The 23,148-nt window shown below is 58.8% G+C and carries 19 protein-coding genes; 7 read left to right on the top strand and 12 right to left on the bottom strand.

Annotation, left to right across the window (positions count from 1 at the left end):
• Window positions 1–222 precede the first annotated feature (222 nt).
• Both ppk1 and rlmD read left to right on the top strand, forming a co-directional pair.
• Complete coding sequence (gene ppk1 / locus E5334_RS08565; protein ID WP_275439000.1) at window positions 223–3,291, top strand: polyphosphate kinase 1; 3,069 nt, start codon at window positions 223–225, stop codon at window positions 3,289–3,291.
• Window positions 3,288–4,604: a 23S rRNA (uracil(1939)-C(5))-methyltransferase RlmD gene (gene rlmD / locus E5334_RS08560; RefSeq protein WP_136013170.1), complete on the top strand. Its 1,317-nt coding sequence runs from the start codon at window positions 3,288–3,290 to the stop codon at window positions 4,602–4,604. Before ppk1 ends, rlmD begins: the two co-directional genes overlap by 4 nt.
• 95 nt (window positions 4,605–4,699) lie before the next feature.
• Here the strand turns inward: rlmD and E5334_RS08555 are convergent, their stop codons facing one another.
• Genes E5334_RS08555 through E5334_RS08545 form a run of 3 tightly spaced genes read right to left on the bottom strand, consistent with a single transcriptional unit; the run spans window position 4,700 to window position 6,943 of the window.
• Window positions 4,700–5,683, bottom strand: coding sequence for a P1 family peptidase (locus E5334_RS08555; protein ID WP_136013169.1), 984 nt, complete (start codon window positions 5,681–5,683; stop codon window positions 4,700–4,702).
• A gap of 31 nt (window positions 5,684–5,714) precedes the next feature.
• Complete coding sequence (locus tag E5334_RS08550) at window positions 5,715–6,326, bottom strand: Maf family protein (RefSeq protein WP_136013168.1); 612 nt, start codon at window positions 6,324–6,326, stop codon at window positions 5,715–5,717.
• Between the two features lie 53 nt (window positions 6,327–6,379).
• Window positions 6,380–6,943, bottom strand: coding sequence for a DJ-1 family glyoxalase III (locus tag E5334_RS08545; protein WP_136013167.1), 564 nt, complete (start codon window positions 6,941–6,943; stop codon window positions 6,380–6,382).
• Between the two features lie 198 nt (window positions 6,944–7,141).
• Between E5334_RS08545 and E5334_RS08540 the strand changes: the two genes are divergently transcribed.
• Window positions 7,142–7,981, top strand: coding sequence for an HAD family hydrolase (locus E5334_RS08540; RefSeq protein ID WP_167604363.1), 840 nt, complete (start codon window positions 7,142–7,144; stop codon window positions 7,979–7,981).
• A gap of 141 nt (window positions 7,982–8,122) precedes the next feature.
• Here E5334_RS08540 and E5334_RS08535 read toward each other — a convergent pair whose 3' ends face one another.
• Window positions 8,123–9,157: a glycosyltransferase family 2 protein gene (locus tag E5334_RS08535; RefSeq protein ID WP_136013165.1), complete on the bottom strand. Its 1,035-nt coding sequence runs from the start codon at window positions 9,155–9,157 to the stop codon at window positions 8,123–8,125.
• 86 nt (window positions 9,158–9,243) lie between these two features.
• The gene (gene glf, locus E5334_RS08530; protein ID WP_136013187.1) at window positions 9,244–10,446 is read right to left on the bottom strand and encodes a UDP-galactopyranose mutase; all 1,203 of its coding nucleotides are present in this window, start codon (window positions 10,444–10,446) and stop codon (window positions 9,244–9,246) included.
• Window positions 10,447–10,699: 253 nt separating this feature from the next.
• Here glf and pta point away from each other — a divergent pair, with 253 nt between their 5' ends.
• Window positions 10,700–11,680: a phosphate acetyltransferase gene (pta, locus tag E5334_RS08525; protein ID WP_136013164.1), complete on the top strand. Its 981-nt coding sequence runs from the start codon at window positions 10,700–10,702 to the stop codon at window positions 11,678–11,680.
• A 152-nt stretch (window positions 11,681–11,832) separates the two neighbouring features.
• On the opposite strand, the gene pckA is transcribed toward pta, so the two are convergent.
• Window positions 11,833–13,440 (bottom strand): phosphoenolpyruvate carboxykinase (ATP), encoded by a 1,608-nt coding sequence (pckA, locus tag E5334_RS08520; protein WP_136013163.1) that lies wholly within the window; start codon window positions 13,438–13,440, stop codon window positions 11,833–11,835.
• Between the two features lie 193 nt (window positions 13,441–13,633).
• Here pckA and E5334_RS08515 point away from each other — a divergent pair, with 193 nt between their 5' ends.
• Window positions 13,634–14,452 (top strand): 4Fe-4S binding protein, encoded by an 819-nt coding sequence (locus E5334_RS08515; protein ID WP_167604362.1) that lies wholly within the window; start codon window positions 13,634–13,636, stop codon window positions 14,450–14,452.
• On the opposite strand, the gene E5334_RS08510 is transcribed toward E5334_RS08515, so the two are convergent.
• Genes E5334_RS08510 through E5334_RS08500 form a run of 3 tightly spaced genes read right to left on the bottom strand, consistent with a single transcriptional unit; the run spans window position 14,449 to window position 17,986 of the window.
• Window positions 14,449–15,876, bottom strand: coding sequence for an ATP-binding cassette domain-containing protein (locus E5334_RS08510; RefSeq protein ID WP_136013161.1), 1,428 nt, complete (start codon window positions 15,874–15,876; stop codon window positions 14,449–14,451). The genes E5334_RS08515 and E5334_RS08510 overlap by 4 nt on opposite strands.
• A complete protein-coding gene (locus E5334_RS08505; RefSeq protein ID WP_136013160.1) occupies window positions 15,877–16,905 on the bottom strand; it encodes an ABC transporter substrate-binding protein in 1,029 nt (342 codons plus the stop codon). It lies immediately after the preceding gene.
• Window positions 16,906–16,960: 55 nt separating this feature from the next.
• Complete coding sequence (locus E5334_RS08500) at window positions 16,961–17,986, bottom strand: Gfo/Idh/MocA family protein (protein WP_167604361.1); 1,026 nt, start codon at window positions 17,984–17,986, stop codon at window positions 16,961–16,963.
• 180 nt (window positions 17,987–18,166) lie between these two features.
• Here E5334_RS08500 and E5334_RS08495 point away from each other — a divergent pair, with 180 nt between their 5' ends.
• The gene (locus tag E5334_RS08495; RefSeq protein ID WP_136013158.1) at window positions 18,167–19,054 is read left to right on the top strand and encodes an aldose 1-epimerase family protein; all 888 of its coding nucleotides are present in this window, start codon (window positions 18,167–18,169) and stop codon (window positions 19,052–19,054) included.
• A 139-nt stretch (window positions 19,055–19,193) separates the two neighbouring features.
• Here the strand turns inward: E5334_RS08495 and E5334_RS08490 are convergent, their stop codons facing one another.
• Complete coding sequence (locus tag E5334_RS08490; RefSeq protein ID WP_136013157.1) at window positions 19,194–20,129, bottom strand: type I phosphomannose isomerase catalytic subunit; 936 nt, start codon at window positions 20,127–20,129, stop codon at window positions 19,194–19,196.
• A 240-nt stretch (window positions 20,130–20,369) separates the two neighbouring features.
• Between E5334_RS08490 and E5334_RS08485 the strand changes: the two genes are divergently transcribed.
• Window positions 20,370–21,089, top strand: coding sequence for a GntR family transcriptional regulator (locus E5334_RS08485; protein ID WP_136013156.1), 720 nt, complete (start codon window positions 20,370–20,372; stop codon window positions 21,087–21,089).
• 199 nt (window positions 21,090–21,288) lie between these two features.
• On the opposite strand, the gene E5334_RS08480 is transcribed toward E5334_RS08485, so the two are convergent.
• Together E5334_RS08480 and E5334_RS08475 are read right to left on the bottom strand one after the other, a co-directional pair.
• Window positions 21,289–22,458, bottom strand: coding sequence for an acetate/propionate family kinase (locus E5334_RS08480; protein WP_136013155.1), 1,170 nt, complete (start codon window positions 22,456–22,458; stop codon window positions 21,289–21,291).
• A gap of 214 nt (window positions 22,459–22,672) precedes the next feature.
• On the bottom strand, window positions 22,673–23,110 hold the full coding sequence (locus E5334_RS08475) for a C-GCAxxG-C-C family protein (RefSeq protein WP_136013154.1): 438 nt from the start codon (window positions 23,108–23,110) through the stop codon (window positions 22,673–22,675).
• Between the last annotated feature and the right edge of the window lie 38 nt (window positions 23,111–23,148).

The following is a 23,148-nucleotide window of genomic DNA, read 5'->3' as shown; positions in this document are numbered from 1 at the left end:
GTCGGCTCAATCCCACAAATGCAAAACTATCTAATTAAGAGACTTTTAACCATCTTCTCTGCACGGGTCTGCAGGAAGTCCCTTTAGTGATTCACCGATTTGTTACCGGATAGACCTTGATACCAACGATAATGGGAAGGCGACATCAGCTGCCACCTACACAGGCGACCCACCCATAGCGACCTTGGCCCCTAGGGCCGTCTCAGCCAGAAAGGCTTTCTCATGGCTAAGAAGAAACACAGCAAGAAAGACAGCAAGAAAAAGAAGCGCCACGCTGGAATAGAAGCGGCTTCTGAGTCATCCACACTCAAAGCTGTCGAGAAACACGGCCGCTCCCACGAGAAAGCCGGAGCCAAGCAGCGACTTTCAGAGGCCCAGCGCAAGGCAGCCAAACAGGCAGCTCGCAAGGCCATAGGGACAAAGGCCACCAAAGACTATGCCGCAGCCTCAGTGAGAGCCGGTCACCTCTCATCTGAGAAGATGCGTGCCCAAAGCTCCCATAAGTCCAAGCGCGACTATTCCTACACCCAAAACCGCGAGGTCAGCTGGTTGCGCTTTGACGACCGCGTCCTCACAGAGGCCCTTACGCCCGAAGTCCCCCTCTTCGAGCGCCTCAAGTTTTGCGCTATCTTCCAGAGCAATCTGGACGAGTGGTTCATGATTCGCGTGGGCGGCCTCTCCACCATGGAATACGTCAAGAACCCGCCGCGTGACAACAAGAGCGACATGACCCCTAGAGAGCAGCTAGAAGTGCTCTTCGACATGATCCCTAACTATCTGGGACGCCAACAAGAGGCCTTCCATGCTATCGAGCGCCAGCTTATGCGCTTTGGCCTCACTCGAGTGGACACCGCCAATTTTGATGATCGCGACAATGTGGCGGTAGGACGCTATTTCGATCGTGCCGTGGCCCCCGTGCTCTCTCCCCTGGTGGTGGATCCACGCCATCCCTTCCCCAACCTTCGCAACGGCCAACTCTATGTCATGTGTGCATTGGATGCGGGAGCTGAGGGCGAGCTTCTCGGCATGGTAGAAGTGCCCCCCAATGCGCCCCGGGTGGTGCCATTGCCTTCGGATTCCAATAATTTCCGCTACACGCTTATTGAAGATGTCATAGCGCAAGGTCTTTCGCACTCGGATCTCTTCAACAACTATGTGCCGGCGAAGACCTGTGTTGTGCGCGTCACCAGGAACGCCGACATCGACCCTGACGGCGAAGGCGTGGAGGAAGAGGAGGATTATCGCCAGCACATGAAAAAGATCCTCAGGCGCCGCATGCGCCTGGATCCGGTGCGCGTGGAGCTTCAGGGGTCACTCGGAGAACATCTGGAGGAGTTTGTCCGCGAAGAGCTAGGCCTTTCTCCAGAGCGCGTCAGCCGCCTGGATATCCCGTTGGACCTCTCCTATGTATATGGCCTCGAGGGCAAGCTGCCGGCGCGCCATCGCTCCGCATTGCTCTTCGAGCCATTCGAGCCCCAGCAATCAGCCATGGTAGACCCAGCGCGGCCCGTGCGCGAGCAGATCATGGACCACGACGTGCTGCTCTATTATCCCTATGAGTCCATGAAGCCTCTTTTGGACCTGGTGCACCAGGCGGCCATCGATGATGATTGCATTTCTATCCGCATTACCTTATACCGCGTAGCCACTCGCTCCCGTCTGTGCGAAAGCCTCATCACCGCTGCCGAAAACGGCAAAGAGGTTACCGTGTTGATGGAGCTTCGCGCCCGCTTTGACGAGAAGAACAACATCGAGTGGGCTGAGCGCCTCTCCCAGGCCGGCTGCACGGTGATCTATGGCTCTGAGGGTTATAAGTGCCACTCCAAGATCTGCCAGATCGCCTATCACGACAAGGATGGCATCAGCCGCATCACCTGCCTAGGCACCGGCAACTTCAACGAGAAGACCGCTCGCCTCTATTCGGACTTCATGCTCATGACCGCCCACAAGGGCATCGGCGAGGACGGCAACGCCTTCTTCCGCAACCTTACCCTGGGCAACCTTCACGGCGCCTATAAGTACTTGGGCGTGGCACCGGTAGGCCTCAAACCTCTCATCATGCGCGGTATCGATCGCGAGATCAGCCGCGTCAAGGCCGGAAGCCCCGGCCGCATCTTCATGAAGATGAACTCCCTCACCGACCGCGACGTCATCGACAAGATCGCCGAGGCCACCCAAGCCGGCGTCTCTGTGACCCTCATAGTCCGCGGCATCTGCTGCATTCGCCCTGCAATCCCCGGTAAAACCCAGGGTCTGGAGGTGCGCCAAATCGTAGGCCGCCTGCTGGAGCACTCCCGCGTCTACGCCTTTGGCGAGAACGTGGATACCCTTTACCTCTCCAGCGCCGACATGATGACCCGCAACACCGAGCGCCGCGTGGAGATCGCCTACCCTGTGCTGGACGATACCTGCCGCGAGTTGGTCATCGAGTACATGGACCTCCAGCTCTCGGACAACGTCAAGGCTCGTCGCCTCTCCCCCGAGGGCACTTGGGAAGCCATTCCTGTCGAGCCCGACGAGCCGCTGGTCAACAGCCAGGAAGTGCTCATTGCTTTGGCTTACCACCATGCCCAGCTCAAACAGGCCCCCGGTGGCGCCCCGGCTCCCCTCTCCCCCGAGCTCGCCTCGCTGCCGCCAGATGTCATCCGTCGCCTTATCTCCATATTCAGCGACTATCCCCTCAAGCTTGAGCCCGAGGTCACCCCAGTGGCTGCACCCACTCAGGCTGACGATCTCCATGATTTGGAGACAGCTGGCGACTTTGTGCCGCCAGAGATATTTGAGAGCCATCCGGTGGCCATCCCCGATCGTCCGGCCGACGAGCGCCCTCGAGACATCGCCCAAGATCAGGCAGCCGTGACCGCCGCAGCTCAGGCGCAAAAGCCTGCTGCGCCCTCAACGCCCCAGCCCGTCGCCGCAGCTAAGACGCCTGCCCCGGTACCCCAGACGACAGAAACACCCTCCCCTGCCGAGAAACCCGCTCCTCAGAAGGCTCCAAGCACTCCAGGGATCCCGGAGAGTCCAGTCACCGCCAACGTGGTAGACGACGATGCGCTTCAATCCAGGCCAGACGCCTTTATCGTCAAGCGTGCTCCTGGCAGGATTGCCACGGCCTTCTCCCTCATCAGGCTGGGACTTCGCACTCTTATCGCAGGTCCTGAGGCTGCCCTGGCGGCTCAATCCAAAGCTGACGAGCGCAATGCCAAGGAGGAGCGCCGCCGCGCCGAGCGTCGTGCCCGTCGTTCCCAAAAAGGCTCCAAGCCCTCCCAGAACCCCGGAGACCAGGCATGAGACTCGAGGTAGAGCGCTTTTCCTACGGCCCTGACGCCATCGCCCACGCCCCCGACGGCCGCGTGGTCTTTGTGTCCGGCGCCGTCCCTGGAGATACGGTAGAGGCGCACGTCACCAAAGAAACAGCCCGCAGCCTTAGGGCCACGTGCACCCAAGTGCTCGAGCCTTCCCCCTATCGGGTGAAGTCGCGCTGCCCCTATTCGGAGGTCTGCGGAGGCTGCCCCTGGGCTTCGGCATCCTATGACTTCCAGCTCTCAGCCAAGCGCGAAAATGTGGTCTCATCCCTCATGCGAATTGGGCGTTTTGGCCAAGAGCATGCCCAGCAGCTGGTGGCTCCCGCTCAGGCCTGCGGCGAGAGCTGGGGCTACCGCAACAAGATCGAGCTGGCCGTGGCTCGCCAAGGCCAGCGCACCATCGTGGGCATGCATCCTGCCAAAGGAGCTGCACCCATCAAAGTTGACCGCTGCCTGCTTCTGGACCCTGTGGCAGAAAAACTCGTCAAGGGGGTCTCCGGCGCCCTGTCCTATGTGGCCTCCAGTCATCAGTTGGAGTTGGAGCGTGTGGGGATTCGGGCTTCTCGGCGCACCCGTGACATCGAAGTGGCCCTCTGGACCTCCCCCGGCGCTTTTCCCCGGGCGCACATGGCCAAAGTGTTGGGAGATGCCGCCAAACCCACCTCGGTAGTGCGCGTGCTGTCCAAAGGCCCCCAGAAGGCCCGCAAGGTCACAGGAGTTGAGGTGCTCTCGGGCACAGGCTCTTGGTCTGAGCGCATCTTAGATGAGACGCTCCGGGTGAGTGCCCCATCGTTTTTCCAAGTCAATACCAAAGGTGCCGATAAACTCGTCCACCTTGTACTGGAAGGTTTGAATCCTTGCGAAGACGATCTGGCAATGGACCTTTATAGCGGCGCCGGAACCTTCACGGTACCGCTGGCTCGCAGATGCGCCTTCGTGGACGCAGTCGAGTCCTACGGCCCTGCCGTGCGCGACCTGCGTCGCAATCTAGAGATGAACTCCATCGACAATGGCGATCCTGTGGGCGGCGATGCAGACCGCGAGTTCCCGGATTCAGAGGCAGACGTCATCGTGGTGGATCCTCCACGAGCAGGCCTGGCTGCCTCTGTGGTAGAAAAGCTTTCTCGCCAACCCGCCCGAGCCATCGCCTATGTCTCCTGTGACCCGGCAACGTTGGCACGCGATCTAGAGCGCTTTGTGGCCCAAGGGGTCTTCGAGCCGGTCTCGATCACCCCAGTGGATCTCTTCCCCCAAACGTTCCATGTAGAAAATGTCACCATCTTAAAGCGACGCGACTAAGCCGCAAAGAGGTTTTTTGATCCATTAAAATATAGTCAGGCGACCCTCCTTAACAGGCAGGCCGCCTGACCGATCAATTTGAGGGGTGGCGCAGGCTAGCGGCCTGCGGCTCCAGGGAAGCCAAAGGCATCATGGGCAGCAGCACAGCCTCCAGCAATAGCTTGGGCCAGCGCCTTTTGAGCCAAAACGCCCACCACATCTACCGGGCAATCCACTTTGCCTGTGGCCAGCACAAAGACAGAATCACCGTCGTTGGTGGTATGAGTGGGCACAATGGCGTGGGCATAGCCGTCAGAGGCCATCTGAGCCACCTTGGTGGCTTGTGCTTTAGTCAAGCGGGCATCGGTTACCACGCAAGAGATGGTGGTATTGGTGCGCGGAGCGTCTGCTGAGAGCACGTCGAGGGGCATAGAAGCCATTTTCGCCAAGAGATCGAGGGGTTTATCGGCAATGACCTCAGAGTCTGAGGCCACACGAGCCCCCGCAATAGGATTGCCTGTAGCAGGATCAAAGACGCTGCCTACGGCATTCACTGCCACCACGGCGGTGCAGGTAACCGCTCCAGCCGTCTCTGTAGCCCAACCCAGGCCACCCTTCATGGCGCAGTCAGGACCCAAAAACTTACCTACCGTGCAACCTGTGCCCGCTCCAAGATTGCCCATGAGGGGCTCTGTGAGTGCCAGGTGATCCAGAGCGTCCACCACAGCCTCTTGGCCACTATGGACATCCGGGCGCACCTGGGGGTTGCCTACGGCCAGGTCAAAGAGGCAGGCCCCGGTCACAATGGGTACCCGAGCGATGCCTAGATCCAAACCGATGGAGCGGCGCTCCAACTCTTCTGCAGCCCCCGAAGAGGCGGCAAGGCCAAAGGCCGATCCGCCAGACAGCATGACGGCATGGACTTGATCCACCGTCTCCTCGGGACGCAGCAGATCAGTCTCGCGGGTAGCAGGAGCGCCTCCAGCCACATCTACCGCTCCGGTAGCTCCTTGGGGCGCCACTATCACCGTGCAGCCAGTTCCCGCCTCCACCTGGGTCCAGTTTCCCAGATACACATCGTCAAAACCCGGCAGCAGCATGGCTTCTCTCCCTCTCTCGTCATCTCTTTTGCTAGATGCCCATAACAGGCCCGAGGGCATGGGGAGCAAAGGCTCGCAGCTCCCGCACCACCTGGGCCACCGGCAACCCTACCACCGTATCGTAGTTTCCCTGAATCTCCTTCACCAAGAGCCGGCCTAATCCCTGAATGCCGTAGGCTCCCGCTTTGTCCGCGGGCTCCCCCGTCGCTACATAGGCTTGAATCTCTTGGGAATCAAGCTCGTAGAACTTCACTGCACAGGTGTTGGAGAAGGTGAGATGGCGCCAGTCTTTGGGAGCCGATAGCCCTTCGTGCGGACGCTCTATAAGCGCACAGCCGGTAGAGACATGATGGGTCTTCCCAGAGAGCTTTCCAAGCATGGTGCGGGCATCCTCAGGCGACGTTGGCTTTCCCAATACGGCGCCGTCGAGCCATACCAACGTATCGGCTGCCAGCACCAGCTCGCCGGGCTCAGCTGTCTGAGCCACTGCCAGAGCTTTGGCACGTGCCAAACGCTCTACCAGCGACACGGGGTTTTCGCCGGGCAGGGGCGTCTCATCAATATTGGCAGGAATGACGCGGAACTCAATTCCCACCTCAGAGAGCAGCTGAGAGCGACGAGGTGACGCGGACGCTAAGATCATAGGTGCATCCTTTTTCTAGGGGAGCCGGAACCAAAGAGCTGAAAGCTTGAGGATTAATCCACAAGCATGGCGCTGGCAACGCTCTGTGCCGCCTCAGGGCCAAGGAGCGCCGTGGTAAGCGCCAGGCCAAAAGGCACGGCAAAGGCAGGGCCGGACCCGGTGATGAGGTTTTTATCGGTATAGACGCCGTTTTTCTCTGGGCGCACGCCGGCAGGAAAATCAGTGTCGCAACCGGGATAGCAGGTGGCAGTGCGGCCGTCGAGCAGATGCTGCTCGGCCAGGAGCATGGGGCCCGCACATATGGCGCCCAAAAGCTCGCCTGCGTTCATGCGGCGGGCGATCTCGTCTGTCACCAGGGGGCATTGGCGCAGATTGTTGACCCCGCCCATGCCGCCTGGGATGACCACCAGATCATAGGCGGACAGATCGCGCGCGCCCAGCTGGGCGGTGCAGGAGACAAGCACGCCATTGGAGGTGGTGACCTGTCCGGTGTCGCCGGTGCAGGCGATGGTGTCCACCTCGACTCCAGCACGCGTCATGACGTCCAGGGGAGCCAGGCCTTCGATGGTCTCAAAACCGTCGGCCATACAGATTGCACAGGTTTTCTTTGATGCCATAGCTCTATCCTCTCCAAGAGATTTGCCATTTGTGCAGCTAGAAGGTCAAAGAGCGGCCTTGGCGCATCCGGGCCCTCTGATAAGTAATCTATCAGTGAGCCCCGCTGGCCCTGAAGCCATTGTGGCCTCATGTACCCAAACCAGCTGGCCTATCATGGAAACCACAGACACCCGCACATACCTTTGAGGAGCTCGCCTATGTATCGCATCGTCGCCAGCGATATGGATGAAACCTTTTTAAACTATGACGCCGCAATCCCCGAGGCCAACCTTGAGGCCGTGCACAAGATGCGCCAGCTAGGCGTGCATTTTGTGATCGCTACCGGGCGCCCCTATTTTTCTATCATCAAAGATCTGAAAGCGTTGGGCCTCGCCGGCAACCCCGATGAGTTTGCCATCACTATCAACGGCGCGCTGGTCAAAGCCTGCGACGGCACCGTGGTGGCCAGCCATCCTCTGGACCCTTCCATCGTGGGACGCCTCATCGACTTTGCGGTGGACCGCGACCTCTGCCTGCATCTTTATGGCCCCGAGGCCACCTATGTATGGAACATGAACCCCGGCGAGTGGGACTTTCTGAATGGCCGCATGGAGGTCGTCGAGCTCACCTTGGACCAGATACGCGCTCTCGACTGCCCCATCTACAAGGTGCTGGTGGAAAACGAGGACACCCAGGCCCTCCACGACATTCGCGACCAGGCATTCGCCCAGATGCCCGACCTGGCCTCCAAAGTGGAGACGGTCTTTTCTTCCGACCGCTATGTGGAGTTCAACACCGCAGGGGTATCCAAGGGCGCAGGCCTTAAGGATGTCGCCGATCGACTGGGCGTACCCATGCAAGACACCATCGCCGTAGGCGACGCGGTCAACGACCTCGCCATGCTTCAGGCGGCAGGCGCAGGTTGCGTAGTGGCCAACGCGAGCGGTCTTTTGCGCCCTCTCCTGCCCCAAGACACCTACTACCTCCACTCCAACTGCGCCGAGGGCTGTATGCCTGAGGTCTTGAATGACCTCATAATTCCTTCGATGGATAAGTAGCTTCCCTGCCGAGAAACGCCTCCGTCTTGAAAGGGGCGCCCTTCTCGGCTGCACTTCAATGGATGACCTAAAACGAGACCCACAGCCAATGGGTTGCAGGTCTCGTTCTAGTTACGGCTATAAAGCACCAGGAGCGCGTAGCTAATTGAACTTAACCACCTTGGAGATGACTTTGTAGAGGCCGATGGAGGTCTTCTCGCCCATCTTGGTGGGCAGGTTGGAGCCGATTCCGATGAGGCCCTTGCGGCAGTAGTTATACATCTTTTTATCGTACTGCTTGAAGTACTCCCAGAGGGCGTCGCAGTTAAGGCGGGCATCGGGAACCTCGGACATGCGGGCGAAGATGGAGCACACGGCCATCATGATGTTCATATAGTCCAACATATAGGTACGCAGCTTGGAACTGTCCACGTCCTCGTAGAGGTGGTAGGCGTCCATCATGATGCGAGTCACGCGCAGCTGCTGGTCGATGCGGCTGGCCATGACCTTCTCGTTGACTGACTGGTCCTCGCGGCCAATGAAATAGCGGTAGAGGTCCACGTCTAGATAGTAGAGGGTCTTGCAGCGAGGCAGGGGCACATACGCGTAGATGTTGTCTACGTAGAAGGTGTGGGCAGGCATGGGAATGCCGCCGGAGCGCAGCACGTCAGTGCGATAGCACAGGGCATGCATGAGCAGATTTTGGTCGTAGCCAAAGTGGCCGATCTTATCCCAGGTGAGCACCTTGTTGCGGCGCAGGGCGAACTTGTAGTCGATGACGTTCTGTTTGCCATCTTCCACATGCTCATAGACGTAGTTGGTGACCACCAAGTCAACGCGCACGTCGTAGTTGATAAAGCTGCGCAACGTTTTCAAGAGCTTTGAGAGGGCGGGGCCGTCGTACCAGTCGTCAGAGTCGCACACCTTGAAGTAAACGCCGTCTGCCTCATTGAGCGCTGCCAGCACAGCAATGCCATGGCCGCCGTTCTCCTGATGAATGGCCTTGACCAAGTTGGGATACCTGCGCTCCCAGTCTTGAGCCTTCTCAAAGGTGTTGTCTTTGGTCGAGCCATCGTCGACGATGATCACCTGGATGTCATCTGCGTAGTCTGCCCCTTCGAGGATGGATGAGATGGCGTGATCCATATACTCGGCAGAGTTGTAGCAGGGAATGCCAACGGATAGTGTCTTCATCATGGGCGAGTAATCCATTTCGTCTTTTGCCGTGCATAGCGCAAGGATGCGCGCCTCGCCAGGAGACGTGCACGCCTGAGGGCCTGAGGTTAGTTGTGGGCGGCCATAAGGTCGTCGGAGAGCGCCAAGGCCGAAGCGGTGACGCCGTCCATATCGTAATAACGATACTCGGCCAGGCGGCCCACGGGATGGAAGTTGGCCAGGTGGCTCACGCGATCGCGATAAGCCTTATAAAGCTCCTGGTTTTGAGGCTCCAGGATGGCGTAGTAGGGGGTCATGCCCTCGCCGCGCACATAGGGCTGGGGATACTCGCGCATGATAGTGGTGACCCCGGGCATCTCTTGGCCGGTCATGTTTTTGAACTCGGTGATGCGGGTGAAGTCCTCGCTGGTGGTGTAGTTGACGGTGCCCACTGGCTGGAAGCGGTCCATATCCAGCGTCTCAAAGCGCATGTCTAGGCTGCGATAAGGCAGGTCGCCCAGGTCGCACCCAAAGAGCTCGTCCAGAGGACCGGTGTAGATGACTTCGCCGCCGTAGGGCTTGCCCTGCACCATCACATGCTCTGGGGTGACCTCTAAGATGTCGCGGGCGTCCACGTTCACAAAGACGTCGATGAGGTCGTGGTCCAGCATGCGCTCGAACATGCGGGTGTAGCCCTCCTCGGGCATGCCCTGGAACGGCTGTGCCGGGAAGTAACGGTCGTCATCGCCAATGAAGATAGGCACGCGGCCGGTGATGGAAGGATCGATCTCATCAGGCGTCTTGCCCCACTGCTTCATGGTGTAGTAAAGGAAGACGTTCTCGTAGACGTAGTCTGCCACCTCTTGCAAGTCAGGGTCGTTCTTCTCGCGCAGATCCATGATGGGCACCTTTTTGTTCTCGCCAAAGGTGGCCACCAGCTTGCGGTAGAGCTCTTCTCCGCGCTCTTCGCCAAAGGCCAATTTGAGGCTGGCGTGGTTGAAGGGCACCGGCATGAGAGTGCCGTGGATATCTGCCAAGACACGATGCTGGTAGTCTGTCCAGCCGGTGAAGCGCGACAAGAACTCGTTCACGCGCTCATTGAAGGTGTGATAGATGTGCGGGCCATAGACATGGACCAGGATGCCTGCCTCGTCATAGGCGTCGTAGGCGTTGCCGGCAATGTGATCGCGTCGTTCAAGCACGGCCACCTTGAAACCGCAGCCTTCAGCCAGGCGACGAGCGCAGACGGCTCCCGCATAGCCTGCACCCACCACGAGCATGTCGTAGTCGGCAGCATTAAAGGTGTTTGGCAGCCCGCAGGACAGCTCCATCATGAATTACCCCTCTGATCGTGTGGAAGTTTGGGCCAAAAGGTATGCCTTAAGACCGCAAACCCAGGTGAGCCAAGAATAAGCCCTAGGTAGACGGGCTTCTTGCCATAGTTGGTCCCTGTTCTGTTCGAAATGGTATCACGGGTATCTATAATGGTCGCCATAGGCAACGGCTCGCCACGATATAGGCACGTCCTCGAAAAAGCGGGCCCTGCCTATAAAAGAGCATCTCACACGTAGAGAGGGAGTTGGAATGCAGGACTTTTTGGGCACGATGAAGGCCAAGGCGGCCGCCAACAAGAAGACCATCGTGCTTCCTGAGGGCGAAGATCCTCGCACCCTGGAGGCAGCCGCGCAAATCATCGACGAGGATCTGGCCAACCTGGTCATTCTTAACAACACCGGCGTGCCCATTGACATGCCTGGTGCCACCATCATCGATCCCCGCACCTCGCCCAAGCACGAGGTCTATGCCCAAGAGCTCAGGCGCCTGCGCGCCAAGAAGGGCATGACCATCGAGCAGGCTCGCGAGTTGGTGAACGACTGCACCTACTTTGGCACCATGATGGTCAAGATGGGCGATGCCGACGGCCTGGTCTCCGGCGCATGCCACTCCACCGCCAACACTCTGCGCCCCGCACTGCAAATCCTGAAGACCGCCCCCGGGACCAAGCTGGTATCCAGCTTCATGGTCATGTGTGTGCCCAACTGCGAGTATGGTGACCACGGCACCTTCATCTTCTCCGACATTGGCCTCAACGAGTACCCCGATGCCGACGCCCTCTCTGAGATCGCCATTTCCTCTGCCCAGTCCTGGCGCGCCCTCATGGGCACCGAGCCCCACGTGGCCATGCTCTCCTACTCCAGCCACGGCTCTGCGAACTCTGACTACGTGGACAAAGTGGCTGAGGCCACCTCTCTTGTGCATGAGAAGGAGCCCGAGCTAGTCTGCGACGGCGAGCTGCAAACCGATGCCGCCCTGGATGAGACCGTAGGCGCCCTGAAGGCCCCCACCTCCCAGGTGGCCGGCCATGCCGACGTCCTCATCTTCCCCAACTTAGACGCCGGCAACATCGGTTACAAGCTGGTGCAACGCCTTGCCAAGGCCAACGCTTACGGCCCGCTGCTCCAAGGCATCGCCCGCCCGGTGAACGACCTGTCCCGCGGCTGCTCCGCCACAGACATCGTCGCCGTAGTGGCCATCACCGCCGTGCAGGCCCAGCTTCAAGACTAACGGCGCTCCTTGCCCTTTTCCTTGCCGAGAAACCCTCACAACCTTTGATGGCGCGGGTTTCTCGGCATCGGGCGCAAGGTGGTCCCTGCATTGAAAAAGGACGGCTTCCCCTAAAGGAAGTCGTCCTTTTTGTGAGCCGGCCGCGAGCAGGACTAGGCGCGAGCCATCTCAGGCAGCTGGGGGCCGCCGGCCTTTGCCAGATCCTCCAGGTCGCCAAAGCGCTCTTGGAAGTTCTCGACGAACATGATGGCCAGATCCTGAGCGCAGCGGTCGTAGGCACAGCCGTCGACCCAGGTGGCGCGAGGGTCGAGGATGCGGGAGTCTACGCCCGGGCACGTGGTGGGCACATCCAGGTTGAAGAGGTCGTTGTGCACAAAGGTGCTCTCCTCGATGGAGCCATCGAGCACTGCGTCCACAATGGCGCGGGTGGCGCCCAGGTCGATGCGGTGGCCTGTACCGTAGGGACCGCCTGTCCAGCCGGTGTTCACCAGGTAACAGCGCACGTTGTGGCGGCCGATCTTCTCGCCCAGCTTGCGGGCGTAGACCTGGGGGCGAAGGGGCATGAAGGGCTCGCCAAACATGGAGGAGAAGGTAGGTTGAGGCTCTTCGATACCCTCCTCGGTGCCGGCCACCTTAGAAGTGAAGCCGGTGAGGAAGTGGTACTTTGCCCCTTCCGGCGTGAGACGGGAGACCGGCGGCAGCACGCCAAAGGCGTCGGCCGTGAGGAAGATGACCACGTCTGGGATGCCGTCGACACCAGTAAGCAGGGCATTGTCCACGTACTCCACTGGATAGGAGACACGGGTGTTCTCAGTGATGGAGTCGTCCATGTAGTCCGGCTTGCGAGTCTGTGGGTTGAGCACCACGTTTTCACAGAGAGAGCCAAAGCGAATGGCGTCGAAGATCTCCGGCTCGCGGTTGCGGGTAAGGCCAATGGTCTTGGCGTAGCAACCGCCCTCCAGGTTGAAGACGCCCTCGCGGCACCAGGCATGCTCGTCGTCGCCGATGAGCTGGCGGGAAGGATCGGCAGAAAGGGTAGTCTTGCCGGTGCCCGAAAGGCCAAAGAAGACCGCGGAGGAATTGGTGGCCGGGTCCACATTGGCCGAGCAATGCATGGTAAGCACGTCGTCTTCAATAGGCAGCAGGTAGTTCATGGCCGAGAAGATGCTCTTTTTGATCTCTCCGGAATAGCCGGTGCCCGCCACCAGAATCACGCGCTCCTGGAAGTTGATGACCACCGCCACCTCGGAGTTGGTGCCATGGGCTGCCGGCGAGCACTTGAAGCTGGGGGCGGCCAGCACCACGAAGTCTGGCTCACCATAGCGCCAGAGCTCGAAACGGTTGGGACGCACCAGCATCTGCTTGGCGAAGAGCGCCTGATGGGCCTCCTCGGCCACCACCATGAACTTGCGGCTATGAGGACGACGGGCTCCTGCCAGACCTTGGATCACAAAGGGGTCTCGCTCGGAAAGGCGCTCGCACACGCCACGCTTGATGCGCCGATAGTATTCGTCAGAGATGGGCTTGTTGGTAGCACCCCAGGCAATGCGAGAATGGACATCAGGGGTGTCCACGATAAAGCGGTCGTGAGGAGAGCGGCCGGTGCGCTCCCCGGTGGTCACCACCAGTGAGCCATTGGACGCCAGCTGACCTTCCTTGCGCACCAGAGCCTGCTCTACCAGCTCTGTCACAGAAAGATTCCAATGGACGTCCTCTTCTTGTACGCGAATGCCGTAGGCAGAGAGACGCTCGTCAAACATAGGAACACCTCCGATAAGATCCAGGCAGGTAATGCCCGCGACTATTAGGGGGAGATAAGTATCAAAGTCTGGCACCGTCCTGTACTGCAGCGGGCGCCATCAACTCTCTATGATGAAGGAACCTGAAGAGCGATTCATATCCTCAGTGTTAAATCTCAGGTTCTTCGTAAGCATTCGAAAGGTGGCTGAAGGCATGAAAATTGATAGATGTGTAGCCCTCGCCTTCTCCCCTTGCAAATCCACCCTTAAAGTCGCCACCCAGATGGCCTTGGGCGCCTCTCGCGCGCTGGGCGCGGAGCTTGCCGTCGCCAACCTCACGGTAAAGCGCGATGCCCCCGAGCTTAGCCCCACAGATTTGGTATGCATTGGGGTGCCGGTCTTTGCGGGCCGGATGCCCCCGTTGGCAAAGAAGGCCTTTACCCAGGTACAAGGCCTCTTCAGCCCCGCCATCCTCGTGGCCGCCTATGGCAATCGCAGCTGCGGCGCCTGCCTGCCCGAGCTTGGCTTGTGGTGCGCATCCCACGGTCTCATATCCCAGGCCGCCGTCGAAGCCCCCTGCCAGCACACCATTGTGACCTCGGTGGCAGCAGGCCGTCCCACAAAAGAGGATCTCACCCACTATCGTGAAATCGGCGCGTCACTCGCTCAGAAAATCTCCCAGGCAGCCAGCGTGTTTGATGCAGGGCCGCTTCCCTTTTCTCAGGAGGCGCCCACCACACCGCCGCTCACACCGGCCTTCAAGGCCGCCTGCGACCCAGATCGCTGCATAGGCTGCGGGGCTTGCGTAGCGGCCTGTCCCGCTGATGCCATCGACCCTCTGGAGCCTTACCTCACCGATACCTCTCGGTGCATAGGCTGCATGGGCTGCATTCCTGTGTGTCCTACGGCAGCTCGCTCAGTAGACGACGCCGAGAAACTCGCCCGCCTCACCCCGGAGTTCGAACGTGCTTACGGCGCATTCCAGCCTATCCGGGTCTTCGACGACGGCCTCGCCAAAGCAGTGCGCGATTAGACGCCCACCTCAAGCACCGAGGCACCCAAGGCTTGAACATCTGCCCCGTCATGGACCACCACCACCAAAGGACGCATGTCTTGGTGAGCCAGGATGAATCCGTAGGCAAGCTGGCGTGCCTGCTCGTCTAGGCCGTAGAACGGCTCGTCAAGAATGACCGCTGCACCTGGCGCCAGAAGGGCGCGCACAAGCTCTACCCGGCGTCGCTGGCCTCCTGAGAGTTGGGCCACCGGACGAGTTGCCACTGCCTCCAGCCCCACCTCTGCCAGTGCCTCGCGGGCCATTTGGGCGGAGCAGCGAACCACAAGCCTCACGTTGTCGATGGCAGAGCGAGATTCGATGAGTGCGGGTTCTTGCCCCATATAACCCATCTGATCCGGCACCTTGAGGCTCCCAGCACCGGGGCGCACCAATCCTAGAAGCGTCTTTAGAAGCGTGGTCTTGCCAGCTCCTGAGACCCCGCGCACACAAAGGATCTGGCCTGGAGTCACTTCAAAGCTTAAATCCTCTGCCAGAGGGGCGCCACCATAGGTCACCTGTAGGTGCGAGACGGCCAAAGATGCAGCGGTTGAAGGCAAGGGCTTCTCGGCAGCCCAAGAGCCAGAGGCCCCCGGAATCTGTTGGCCTGCAGCAGCCCGGGCATCGGATGCCAAAACCCAGGCAAAGCTGGCTTGAGCGGAGGCGTCCAGCAGCGCCAAAAAGAGGCGCTCGGAGAGGTAGGCACACGCCACGATGGTGACGGTCCAGGCCATAAGCTGGCTGGTCTCCAAGAGGAGCTTTGCCTGATAGACCTGGGCGCCCAGGGTGATGCCAGATAGGGCGATAAGCTCGGCCGCGACTCCCGCCTTCCAGGCCATGCCTACGCATACTTTCGAAGTGGCAGAAAGATAGCCAATCATCTGGGGCCATAGGAGCGCCAACGCTTTGCGGCTCCCGCGAAGCCCCTGCACAGAAAGGGCGTCTTCTAGAGTTTTGTTGCGGGACTGAAGCGCCCCCAGGGCAGAGAAGTAATAAGCCGGCAGCACCACGATAAAAGTGCAGGCCACACCTACTCCTGCAGACCCGACCCAGAGCAAGAGGATGACCACCAAGCAGGCCACGGGCACAGCCTTGAGTGCCAGAAGAGGCGGCTCCAAGAAGGACCCGAGGACTGGATGGCGGGCGGCAGGCACCGCAAGCCCGAGCCCTAGAAGCAGCCCCACAAAAAAGCCCAGCGCGATATGGAGCGCCGAGAGCCCCACAGAGGCCCAATAGCCAGGCGTCACCACCAGCTGACCCAGGGCGGCCAGGGTCTCCAAAGGCCCTGCGAGCAGCAAAGGCCTGTTCACTATCCAGGCGGCTGCTTGCCAGGCTGCCAGCCAAAAGAGCACCGCCAGCACTCGGCGAGAGGTCGAGTGCTGACGAGAAGCTGCAGGGGATGCCATTTAGTCAAGCCAATAGAAGTCTTCTGTAGGCATGCCGCCGCCCACAGAGGCAGGATTGGCTTCAAAGAGCACAGAGAGGTAACCCTCCAAGGCGGATTCCATATCCTGACCCGTCACGCAGGCAAGGCCACAGGAAGGAATAGCTTTGGCTGCCACCGATTCATTGTCGATGATGCCGTAGCTCACCACCAAAGAGGCGGCAGCCTGAGGATCTGCCAGCACCGACTTGACCGAGGCCTCTTGCTCTTTGGCAAAGGTTTGCACGGCCTCAGGATGGTTGGCCAAAAAGTCAGCGCTCACAATGGTGACGCCGGTAACCAACTGGGATCCTTGAGGGGCATACTGCTTCCACACATCGCCCAGGTCGGCCACGGTAGCTGCCCCCTCCACTTTGCTTAGGGCAGCCGTAGCAAAGGGCTGGGGAAGAACTGCGGCAGCGGTTGGATCCTGTGCCAGGGCTGCCACCGCTTCTGAGGCCTCGCTTTTGTACTCCAAGGTCACAGAATCCGCTATGCCAGCCTGAGAAAGCAAGTACTCTACCACATACTGAGGGCTTGCCCCTTTGCCCGTGAGGTAAACCGTCTTACCAGCTAAATCGGAAAAGTCCTTCACCTGGCTGTTGGCGCTGACTACCGAGAGTGTGGAGAGCGTATTGATATCGATGGCCTGCACTTTGCCATCGGTCTTGTTATAGAGCACCGAGGCCACATTGGCAGGGACCAACGCGATGTCCACATCGCCGTTCACCACCTTTTGGACCACCTCGTCAGGAGTGCCCACAATATCAAAGCTATAGCTGTTGGCGGAAGTGCCGGCCTTGGCATCCTCCATGAGATCCACCAAGCCAATGGAAGTGGGGCCCTTGAGGGAGGCGACGCGCACCTGAGTGGACTGGGCAGCCTCGGAAGCCTGAGAATCGTCGCTAGGCTGTGGTGCAGGCTGCGCTGACTGACCGCAGCCCAAAAGCGCCAAGCATAGGCTGGCAGCGCACAGACCGCCTAGCACCTTGGCAATCTTCGATCCTGTCATAGAGGGACGCTCCTTTTAGCAGCTTATATTGATAGCCCATTGAGGATAGCGCAGGCTATTCCTCCCCATCATGAGGGAAGACGATTCCCTCGCGAAGGCGGATGGTGTCCATAATGCCCAAAGACACCAGTGTATTGCCGGTAAAGCGCGCCAGATCCAGCTCGCCTGCCGCCGCATTGACGAAATCTTGAAGCTCGAACTCCAGGTTTGAAACTTCATGGGTAGTGGGATTCTTGCGCTGACGCCAAGAGAGCTCTTCTTTGGCGCCGTCACGATAGACGATCTCGACCTTTGAAGGAGAGGACATCTCATGGATGAGCATGGTGCCCTTCTCGCCCTCGATCTGAGTAGGCAAAAGGTCGTCTGTGGCCTTGGAGTAGCTCACTTCGCCAATCATGGACGGGTAGTCAAAGATGGCGCTGCCGCAGATATCGATAAGGTCATCGTTTCCAGTAACGTCCACCGTGTCTGCAAAGGCCATCAGGTCGTCAGGCTCGCCAAAAAGCAGCACCAGAGCATTGATGGGATAGACGCCCAGGTCCATCAAAGCGCCTGTGGCCAGGGCAGGATCGAAAATGTTGGTCTGCGTGCCTTCAAGCACCAAGTCGTAGCGGCTGGAGTACTTGCCATAGGCAAAACGGGCGCGACGGATGGTACCCAGCTTGGGCAACGCCTGATAGATAGCCTCATAGGCTGGGTCGTGGGCGAGGCGCATGGCCTCCATGCAGCACACACCCTTGGCCTTTGCGGCGGCAAAGAGTTTCTCGGCCTCTACCAAGGTAGAGCATAGCGGCTTTTCTACCAGCACATGCTTGCCAGCCTCCACCATCTGCATTGCCTGCTCGAAATGGCAGATATTGGGGCTGGCGATGTAGACTGCATCCACCTGCGGGTCTTGAGCCAGCTCATCCAGCGAGTCCCACCAGGCCGAAGCACCGTGGGAGCGGGAATAGTCCTTGGCCTTCTGGGACGAGCGAGAGTAGGCGCCGGCAAAGGTGACGCCTTCCACATAGGGCAATGCCTTGAGCAGCTGATCTGTAATCATTGAGGTGCCAATAGTGGCCAGGCGTAGAGGTGCCATGGACATCCTTTCTTGAAGGGCGCTCAACCGAGCGCGGGTCTGTACCAGGCTGGCATTGGTTTTTTAGACTTCTTGCCCCAATTCCAGCTTTGAGGCCACGAGACTTACATCGTGCCTCTGCAAATCCTAAAGTAAAGCCAACTGTGCTCATTGTAGAGCCGGAGGCGAGAGGAGAGCCCCATGGCCCAAACCGTCACAACCATTTCGTCGCCCAAACTCAGTGCTGCCGTGAGTTCTGAAGGCGCCCAACTCATGAGCCTTGTCCACGATGGGGTGGAATACCTTTGGCAGGGCGACGAGCGCTGGTGGCCTCGGAGAGCCCCTGTTCTTTTTCCTATTGTGGGCGCCCTTAGAAACGACCGTTGCACCACTGCCCATGGCGAGGCGGCCATGCCGCAACACGGAGTAGCTCGCAGGTTCACCCACCAAATCAAAGCAGTTACCGATAAAAGCGTAACCTTCCGGCTCGAATCCTCAGAGGAGACAAAGGAGTTATTCCCCTACGACTTTGTGCTGGAAATGACCTACGAGATCACCGATGAGGGAGCGTTGCTCCAGACTTTCAAGGTCATCAATACCGACAGCCTGCCCCTCCCCTTCCAGCTGGGCGGACATCCGGCCTTCAACGTACCTCTAGACCCTGAGAGCGGCGAGCGCTTCGAAGATTATCAACTTGTTTTTAGCCGCCCCTGGACTTACGCCTCTCCCCAGCTCAACGATGATCATCTGTTGGACTGGGAAGCAGAAGTCCCCGTCGTCGAAGGCAGCGACACACTACCGCTGCGTCATGATCTCTTTGCTCATGACGCATTGGTGCTCACCGATGTCCCAGATTCCTGTGTGACCCTCAGAAGCGCCCAAGGCGACCGCGGTATCACCGTGGACTTTCCCGGCTTTGATTATTGCGGCATTTGGAGCTGCGGCGATGCGCCCTTCTGCGCCATCGAGCCCTGGACAGGCACAGCCACTGGCACCGCCGAAGACGACGAACTTGCCCACAAGCGCGGCGTCGTGATGCTCGAACCTGGCGAGACCTTTGAGCGCACCTTCACCATGCGCCCCTTCTAGGCAACATTGGTGCCAGAAGGGCCCAAAGCTCACCGGCAGAGATGGAGGGGCTTCTCGGCATACCGAGAAGCCCCTCCTGCACACTAGGTATCATATGTGGCCCTGATGCTCTTGGCTTACCTGAATTAAGCCATAAGGCCTACTGATGGCTCATGATGAGACGCATGGCGCCGTCAAGACTCAGCGCCTCCACGGTTGCCGGCACAATGAAGCTGGCGCCCTTGGCAACCTCATGGCCGTTGGCGCTGCCCGTCCCATCGATGACGGTGGCGCAGAGGTAGGGGGCGTCCTGGGGGATGGCAACTGGGCCATCCACCTCGACCAATGCCACGGTGTAGTCCTTGTTGGACTCCAAAACCGCCACCCCGTCGGGGTTAAACTCCAGCTCCACCTGGCCAGAGGTGAGAGCCGTCACGCGGTAGTCAACCACGTCGCAGGACTTGTCAATGTGCAGCTCGCGCTTGGTACCGTCGTCCTGCAGACGGTCGTAATCATAGAGACGATAGGTCACGTCGCTGGACTGCTGGGTCTCCAAAATGAGAGTGCCGTGCTTGATGGCATGCACCGTGCCGGCATCGATCTGGAAGAAATCGCCCTTATGGATGGGCATCTCATTGAGCAGTTGATCCCAAGCGCCCTTATCGACCAACTCGCGGAACTCCTCAGGGCTCTTGGCGTTTTGCCCCACGATAATGGTAGCGCCAGGATCGCAATCCAACACGTACCAGCACTCGCGCTTGCCCAGGCTGCCGTTCTCATGCTCTGCAGCGTACTCGTCGTTGGGGTGGATCTGCACCGAGAGGTCGTCATGGGCATCGAGGATCTTTACCAGCAGCGGAAAACGGTCGCCTCCCACATTGCCAAAGAGCTCCGGATTCTCATCCCAGAGTTCCGAGAGACGCTTGCCTGCAAACTCCCCGCCCTCTACCGTGCAGTCACCATGGGGATGGGCGCCGATGGCCCAGCATTCACCCACGGGACCGTCGGGAATATCAAAGCCAAACTCGGTTGCCAGCCTGCGGCCTCCCCAGATCTTCTCGTGAAACACTGGTGTTAAGAAAATGAGATCCGCCATGATGAAGTGCTCCTTTTTAAGCTCGCGCCGCCAATGGGCCAGACAAATGCCGATAAATCGAAGCGATTTGCCTTGGGACCAAACCCGCTTCTTTTGACTTCACAATACAACGGAGAGGACCAAAAACCAGTGATATCTCTGATAGCCATCACACCCTCATGGTTCTTTCAGCGGACTCCTTTTATCCTTTAAGAAAGACTACACTGAAAGACAAATAACGTTTGATGGGAAGGTGAGACCGTGTCATTCAAGTATTCGGAGGTCGCCAAAGACATTGCGCAAAAGATTCGCAATGGCCAATATGCCCCTCAATCCAAGCTTCCCACCACCGACATGCTCTGCTCTGCCTACGACGTGTCGCGCATTACCATTCGCAAGGCCATGGACGTGCTCTCAGACCGGGGCCTTATCATCAAGCGCCGCGGCTCCGGCACCTATGTGAAAGACGTCGATCCTACAGACTCTGCGGGCATCAGCCAGATCGTAGAGAGCTACTCTGAGTCTGCCAAGACTCAGAGCGGCGAGGTAGAGACCCAGATGCTCACCTTTGAGATCGTAGAGGCTACCGACAAGGTCGCCCATCGCCTCCGCGTCCCTGTGGGCACCCAGGTCTATCATATCGAGCGCATTCGTTCTGTGAACAACTCTCAGGGCGCGGTCACCTACACCTGGATCCCCGTATCCATCGTGCCAAACCTCACACGCGCCCAGGCGCAGATCTCTATCTACCATCATATAGAAGTGGGTCTGGGCCTCACCGTATCCTCCACGCACCGCTCCATTCGTGCAGTCATGCCCACCTTGAACGAGCGCATCTGGCTCTCCTTGCCCAAAGAGACGCCGCTCTTAGAGATCGACCAGGTGACCTTCTTGTCTGACGGGCGCCTCTTCGAGTATTCCATCCTCCATCGCGATACGCGCGACTGGAGCTTCCGCTGCGTGGACACTCACACCTCCTAAGCACCGGTTCGCAGATTAACCACCTGCTCGCAGATCCGCAGATCGCTTTCATCCTTGCCATCTCGCCACTTCCCTCGCCTTCCTTTTGGCAAAAGATTGTCTTGCAACAGCGAAGAGCGCCGCTCCCCAGTGGAAGCGACGCTCTTCTTTCTTGTAAAACGCTTTTTGTAAGACGCGTGTGGACGCGTAGCACTAAGCCTTAGCTCAGAAGCTCCTGCACGTCCATGGCGATCATGAGTTCCTCGTTGGTAGGCACGACCAAAACACGGATCTTAGAGTCTTCTGCCGAGATGTCGCGGATTTCGTCCGAGCGGATGGCATTCTTCTGAGCATCGATCTTGACACCCATCCAGCCCAGCTTCTCGCAGATGCGTGCGCGCATGTCGTCGGAGTTCTCGCCAATGCCGGCAGAGAAGGCCATAGTATCGAAGCCTTCCATGGCCTGAGCCATCTCCAGCACCAACTGAGCGCAACGATAGGCGAACATATCCAGAGCCAACTCTGCGTTGGCATCGCCCTTCTCGGCAGCCTCCTCGATGTCGCGGGAGTCGCTGGAGATAGCGGAGAGTGCAGCCAGGCCGGACTGCTTGTTCATCATGGTGTCGACCTCATCCACGGTATAGCCTCCAACGCGTTGGAGGTAGAAGACCGTAGCAGGATCGAGCGTACCGGTACGGGTGCCCATAATAAGGCCGTCCAGAGGAGTGAGGCCCATGGTGGTGTCCATGGAGTGGCCATCCTCGATAGCACAGAGCGAGGCGCCCGACCCCAGGTGACACGAGACGAGCTTGTGAACTTTGCCCTCACTGAACTTGTTGACAGCACGCCAAATAAAACGGTGAGAGGTTCCGTGGGCGCCATACTTGCGGATATGCAGCCTGTCCACCACGTCGCGAGGCAGCGCATAGCGCCAAGCGCGCTCAGGCATGTCGTAATGGAAAGCGGTGTCAGGCACAATGACATTACCCAGCTCAGGATAGAGCTCACGGCAGATCTGCACGACATCTGCCTCTGCGTAATTGTGCAAAGGAGCCAGAGGAGCCACCTCGCGAACCTGGGCCAGTGCCACATCGTCTACCACAGCAGAGCTGGGAAAGTACCAACCGCCCTGCACCACGCGATGACCAATGCCGTCAACCTGCACGCCCAGACCGTCGATGATCTCGAAGATGTGCTTGATAGCGGTCTTGTGATCAGGCAGCTCTACCACGAGTTTCTCTTTATCGCCACCCTTTTCCTGGTGGCCGATAAAAGAACCGTCAATACCAATACGCTCTGCGTTGCCCTTGGCAAATACCTCCCCGGTATCTACATTGAGCAGCTGGTACTTAAGCGAAGAGCTGCCGGCATTGATCACCAGTACGTTCATAGATTTCCTCTTTTCTAATGGCGCGAGACGTCCATTGGCGCCGCTGAATTAGCGACTCATCCATGATACAGAGTAGTGCTTAGGCCATAAAGACTATTTACCTCTATACAACTTTGACCCAAGACGAGGATGAGAGGCCATTGAGTATGACTATTTTGGAAGTTCCCCTCTCGAACCACCCCGTCAGCCAGAGAGACGGTATTCCTCATGCACGCTATTGGTTTTGTGGCGCCACCAGGATGTCATAGGCAATACCAGCAGCTGTGCGCACACATTCGTGGCAAGGCATAAGGATAGGGCCGCCCGTACGACCCTTGATAGCTGCACAGGTCACAGAGCCCACTTGCTCATCATAGGCATCCATCAACTTGCGGCAAATCGCATAGGTGGACTTCTTTGTGGTGGGATTGTCTGGGTCACCGCAGGAATTCATACAGCCAGCCACAATGCAGGCGCCAGAAATAGCGCCGCAGGTACCGGCCATCGAGCCCATGCCCAGACCCAAGCCCTCGGTGGCGCTGAAGAGCTGATCTACCGTCAGATCTGTAAGAGGCGCCAGTGCACAAGCTACCGATTGAGCGCAGTTGCTGCCCGACAGATGACGGTTGGAAGCGTCTTCGACGACCTCTTCGCGTGTAGGAGTCCAACTCATGGTGTGGTCCTCTCTTCACTACTAGTTTGTTATGAGGC

It is taken from the genome of Muricaecibacterium torontonense (genome assembly GCF_004793925.1).
GTDB classification, from domain to species: Bacteria; Actinomycetota; Coriobacteriia; order Coriobacteriales; family Atopobiaceae; genus Leptogranulimonas; species Leptogranulimonas caecicola.
This window is presented reverse-complemented; position numbering and strand designations above follow the sequence as displayed.

Coding starts and splice junctions, on each gene's coding strand:
- glf (WP_136013187.1), bottom strand. CDS start 10,446: ATGGAGCTGTCCTGCGGGCTGCCAAACACCTTTAATGCTGCCGACTAC.
- E5334_RS08500 (WP_167604361.1), bottom strand. CDS start 17,986: ATGGCACCTCTACGCCTGGCCACTATTGGCACCTCAATGATTACAGAT.
- pckA (WP_136013163.1), bottom strand. CDS start 13,440: ATGTTTGACGAGCGTCTCTCTGCCTACGGCATTCGCGTACAAGAAGAG.
- pta (WP_136013164.1), top strand. CDS start 10,700: ATGCAGGACTTTTTGGGCACGATGAAGGCCAAGGCGGCCGCCAACAAG.
- E5334_RS08545 (WP_136013167.1), bottom strand. CDS start 6,943: ATGGCATCAAAGAAAACCTGTGCAATCTGTATGGCCGACGGTTTTGAG.
- E5334_RS08555 (WP_136013169.1), bottom strand. CDS start 5,683: ATGCTGCTGCCGGGTTTTGACGATGTGTATCTGGGAAACTGGACCCAG.
- rlmD (WP_136013170.1), top strand. CDS start 3,288: ATGAGACTCGAGGTAGAGCGCTTTTCCTACGGCCCTGACGCCATCGCC.
- E5334_RS08505 (WP_136013160.1), bottom strand. CDS start 16,905: ATGACAGGATCGAAGATTGCCAAGGTGCTAGGCGGTCTGTGCGCTGCC.
- E5334_RS08490 (WP_136013157.1), bottom strand. CDS start 20,129: ATGGCGGATCTCATTTTCTTAACACCAGTGTTTCACGAGAAGATCTGG.
- E5334_RS08535 (WP_136013165.1), bottom strand. CDS start 9,157: ATGATGAAGACACTATCCGTTGGCATTCCCTGCTACAACTCTGCCGAG.
- E5334_RS08495 (WP_136013158.1), top strand. CDS start 18,167: ATGGCCCAAACCGTCACAACCATTTCGTCGCCCAAACTCAGTGCTGCC.
- E5334_RS08480 (WP_136013155.1), bottom strand. CDS start 22,458: ATGAACGTACTGGTGATCAATGCCGGCAGCTCTTCGCTTAAGTACCAG.
- E5334_RS08550 (WP_136013168.1), bottom strand. CDS start 6,326: ATGATCTTAGCGTCCGCGTCACCTCGTCGCTCTCAGCTGCTCTCTGAG.
- E5334_RS08510 (WP_136013161.1), bottom strand. CDS start 15,876: ATGGCATCCCCTGCAGCTTCTCGTCAGCACTCGACCTCTCGCCGAGTG.
- E5334_RS08540 (WP_167604363.1), top strand. CDS start 7,142: ATGTATCGCATCGTCGCCAGCGATATGGATGAAACCTTTTTAAACTAT.
- E5334_RS08475 (WP_136013154.1), bottom strand. CDS start 23,110: ATGAGTTGGACTCCTACACGCGAAGAGGTCGTCGAAGACGCTTCCAAC.
- E5334_RS08515 (WP_167604362.1), top strand. CDS start 13,634: ATGAAAATTGATAGATGTGTAGCCCTCGCCTTCTCCCCTTGCAAATCC.
- ppk1 (WP_275439000.1), top strand. CDS start 223: ATGGCTAAGAAGAAACACAGCAAGAAAGACAGCAAGAAAAAGAAGCGC.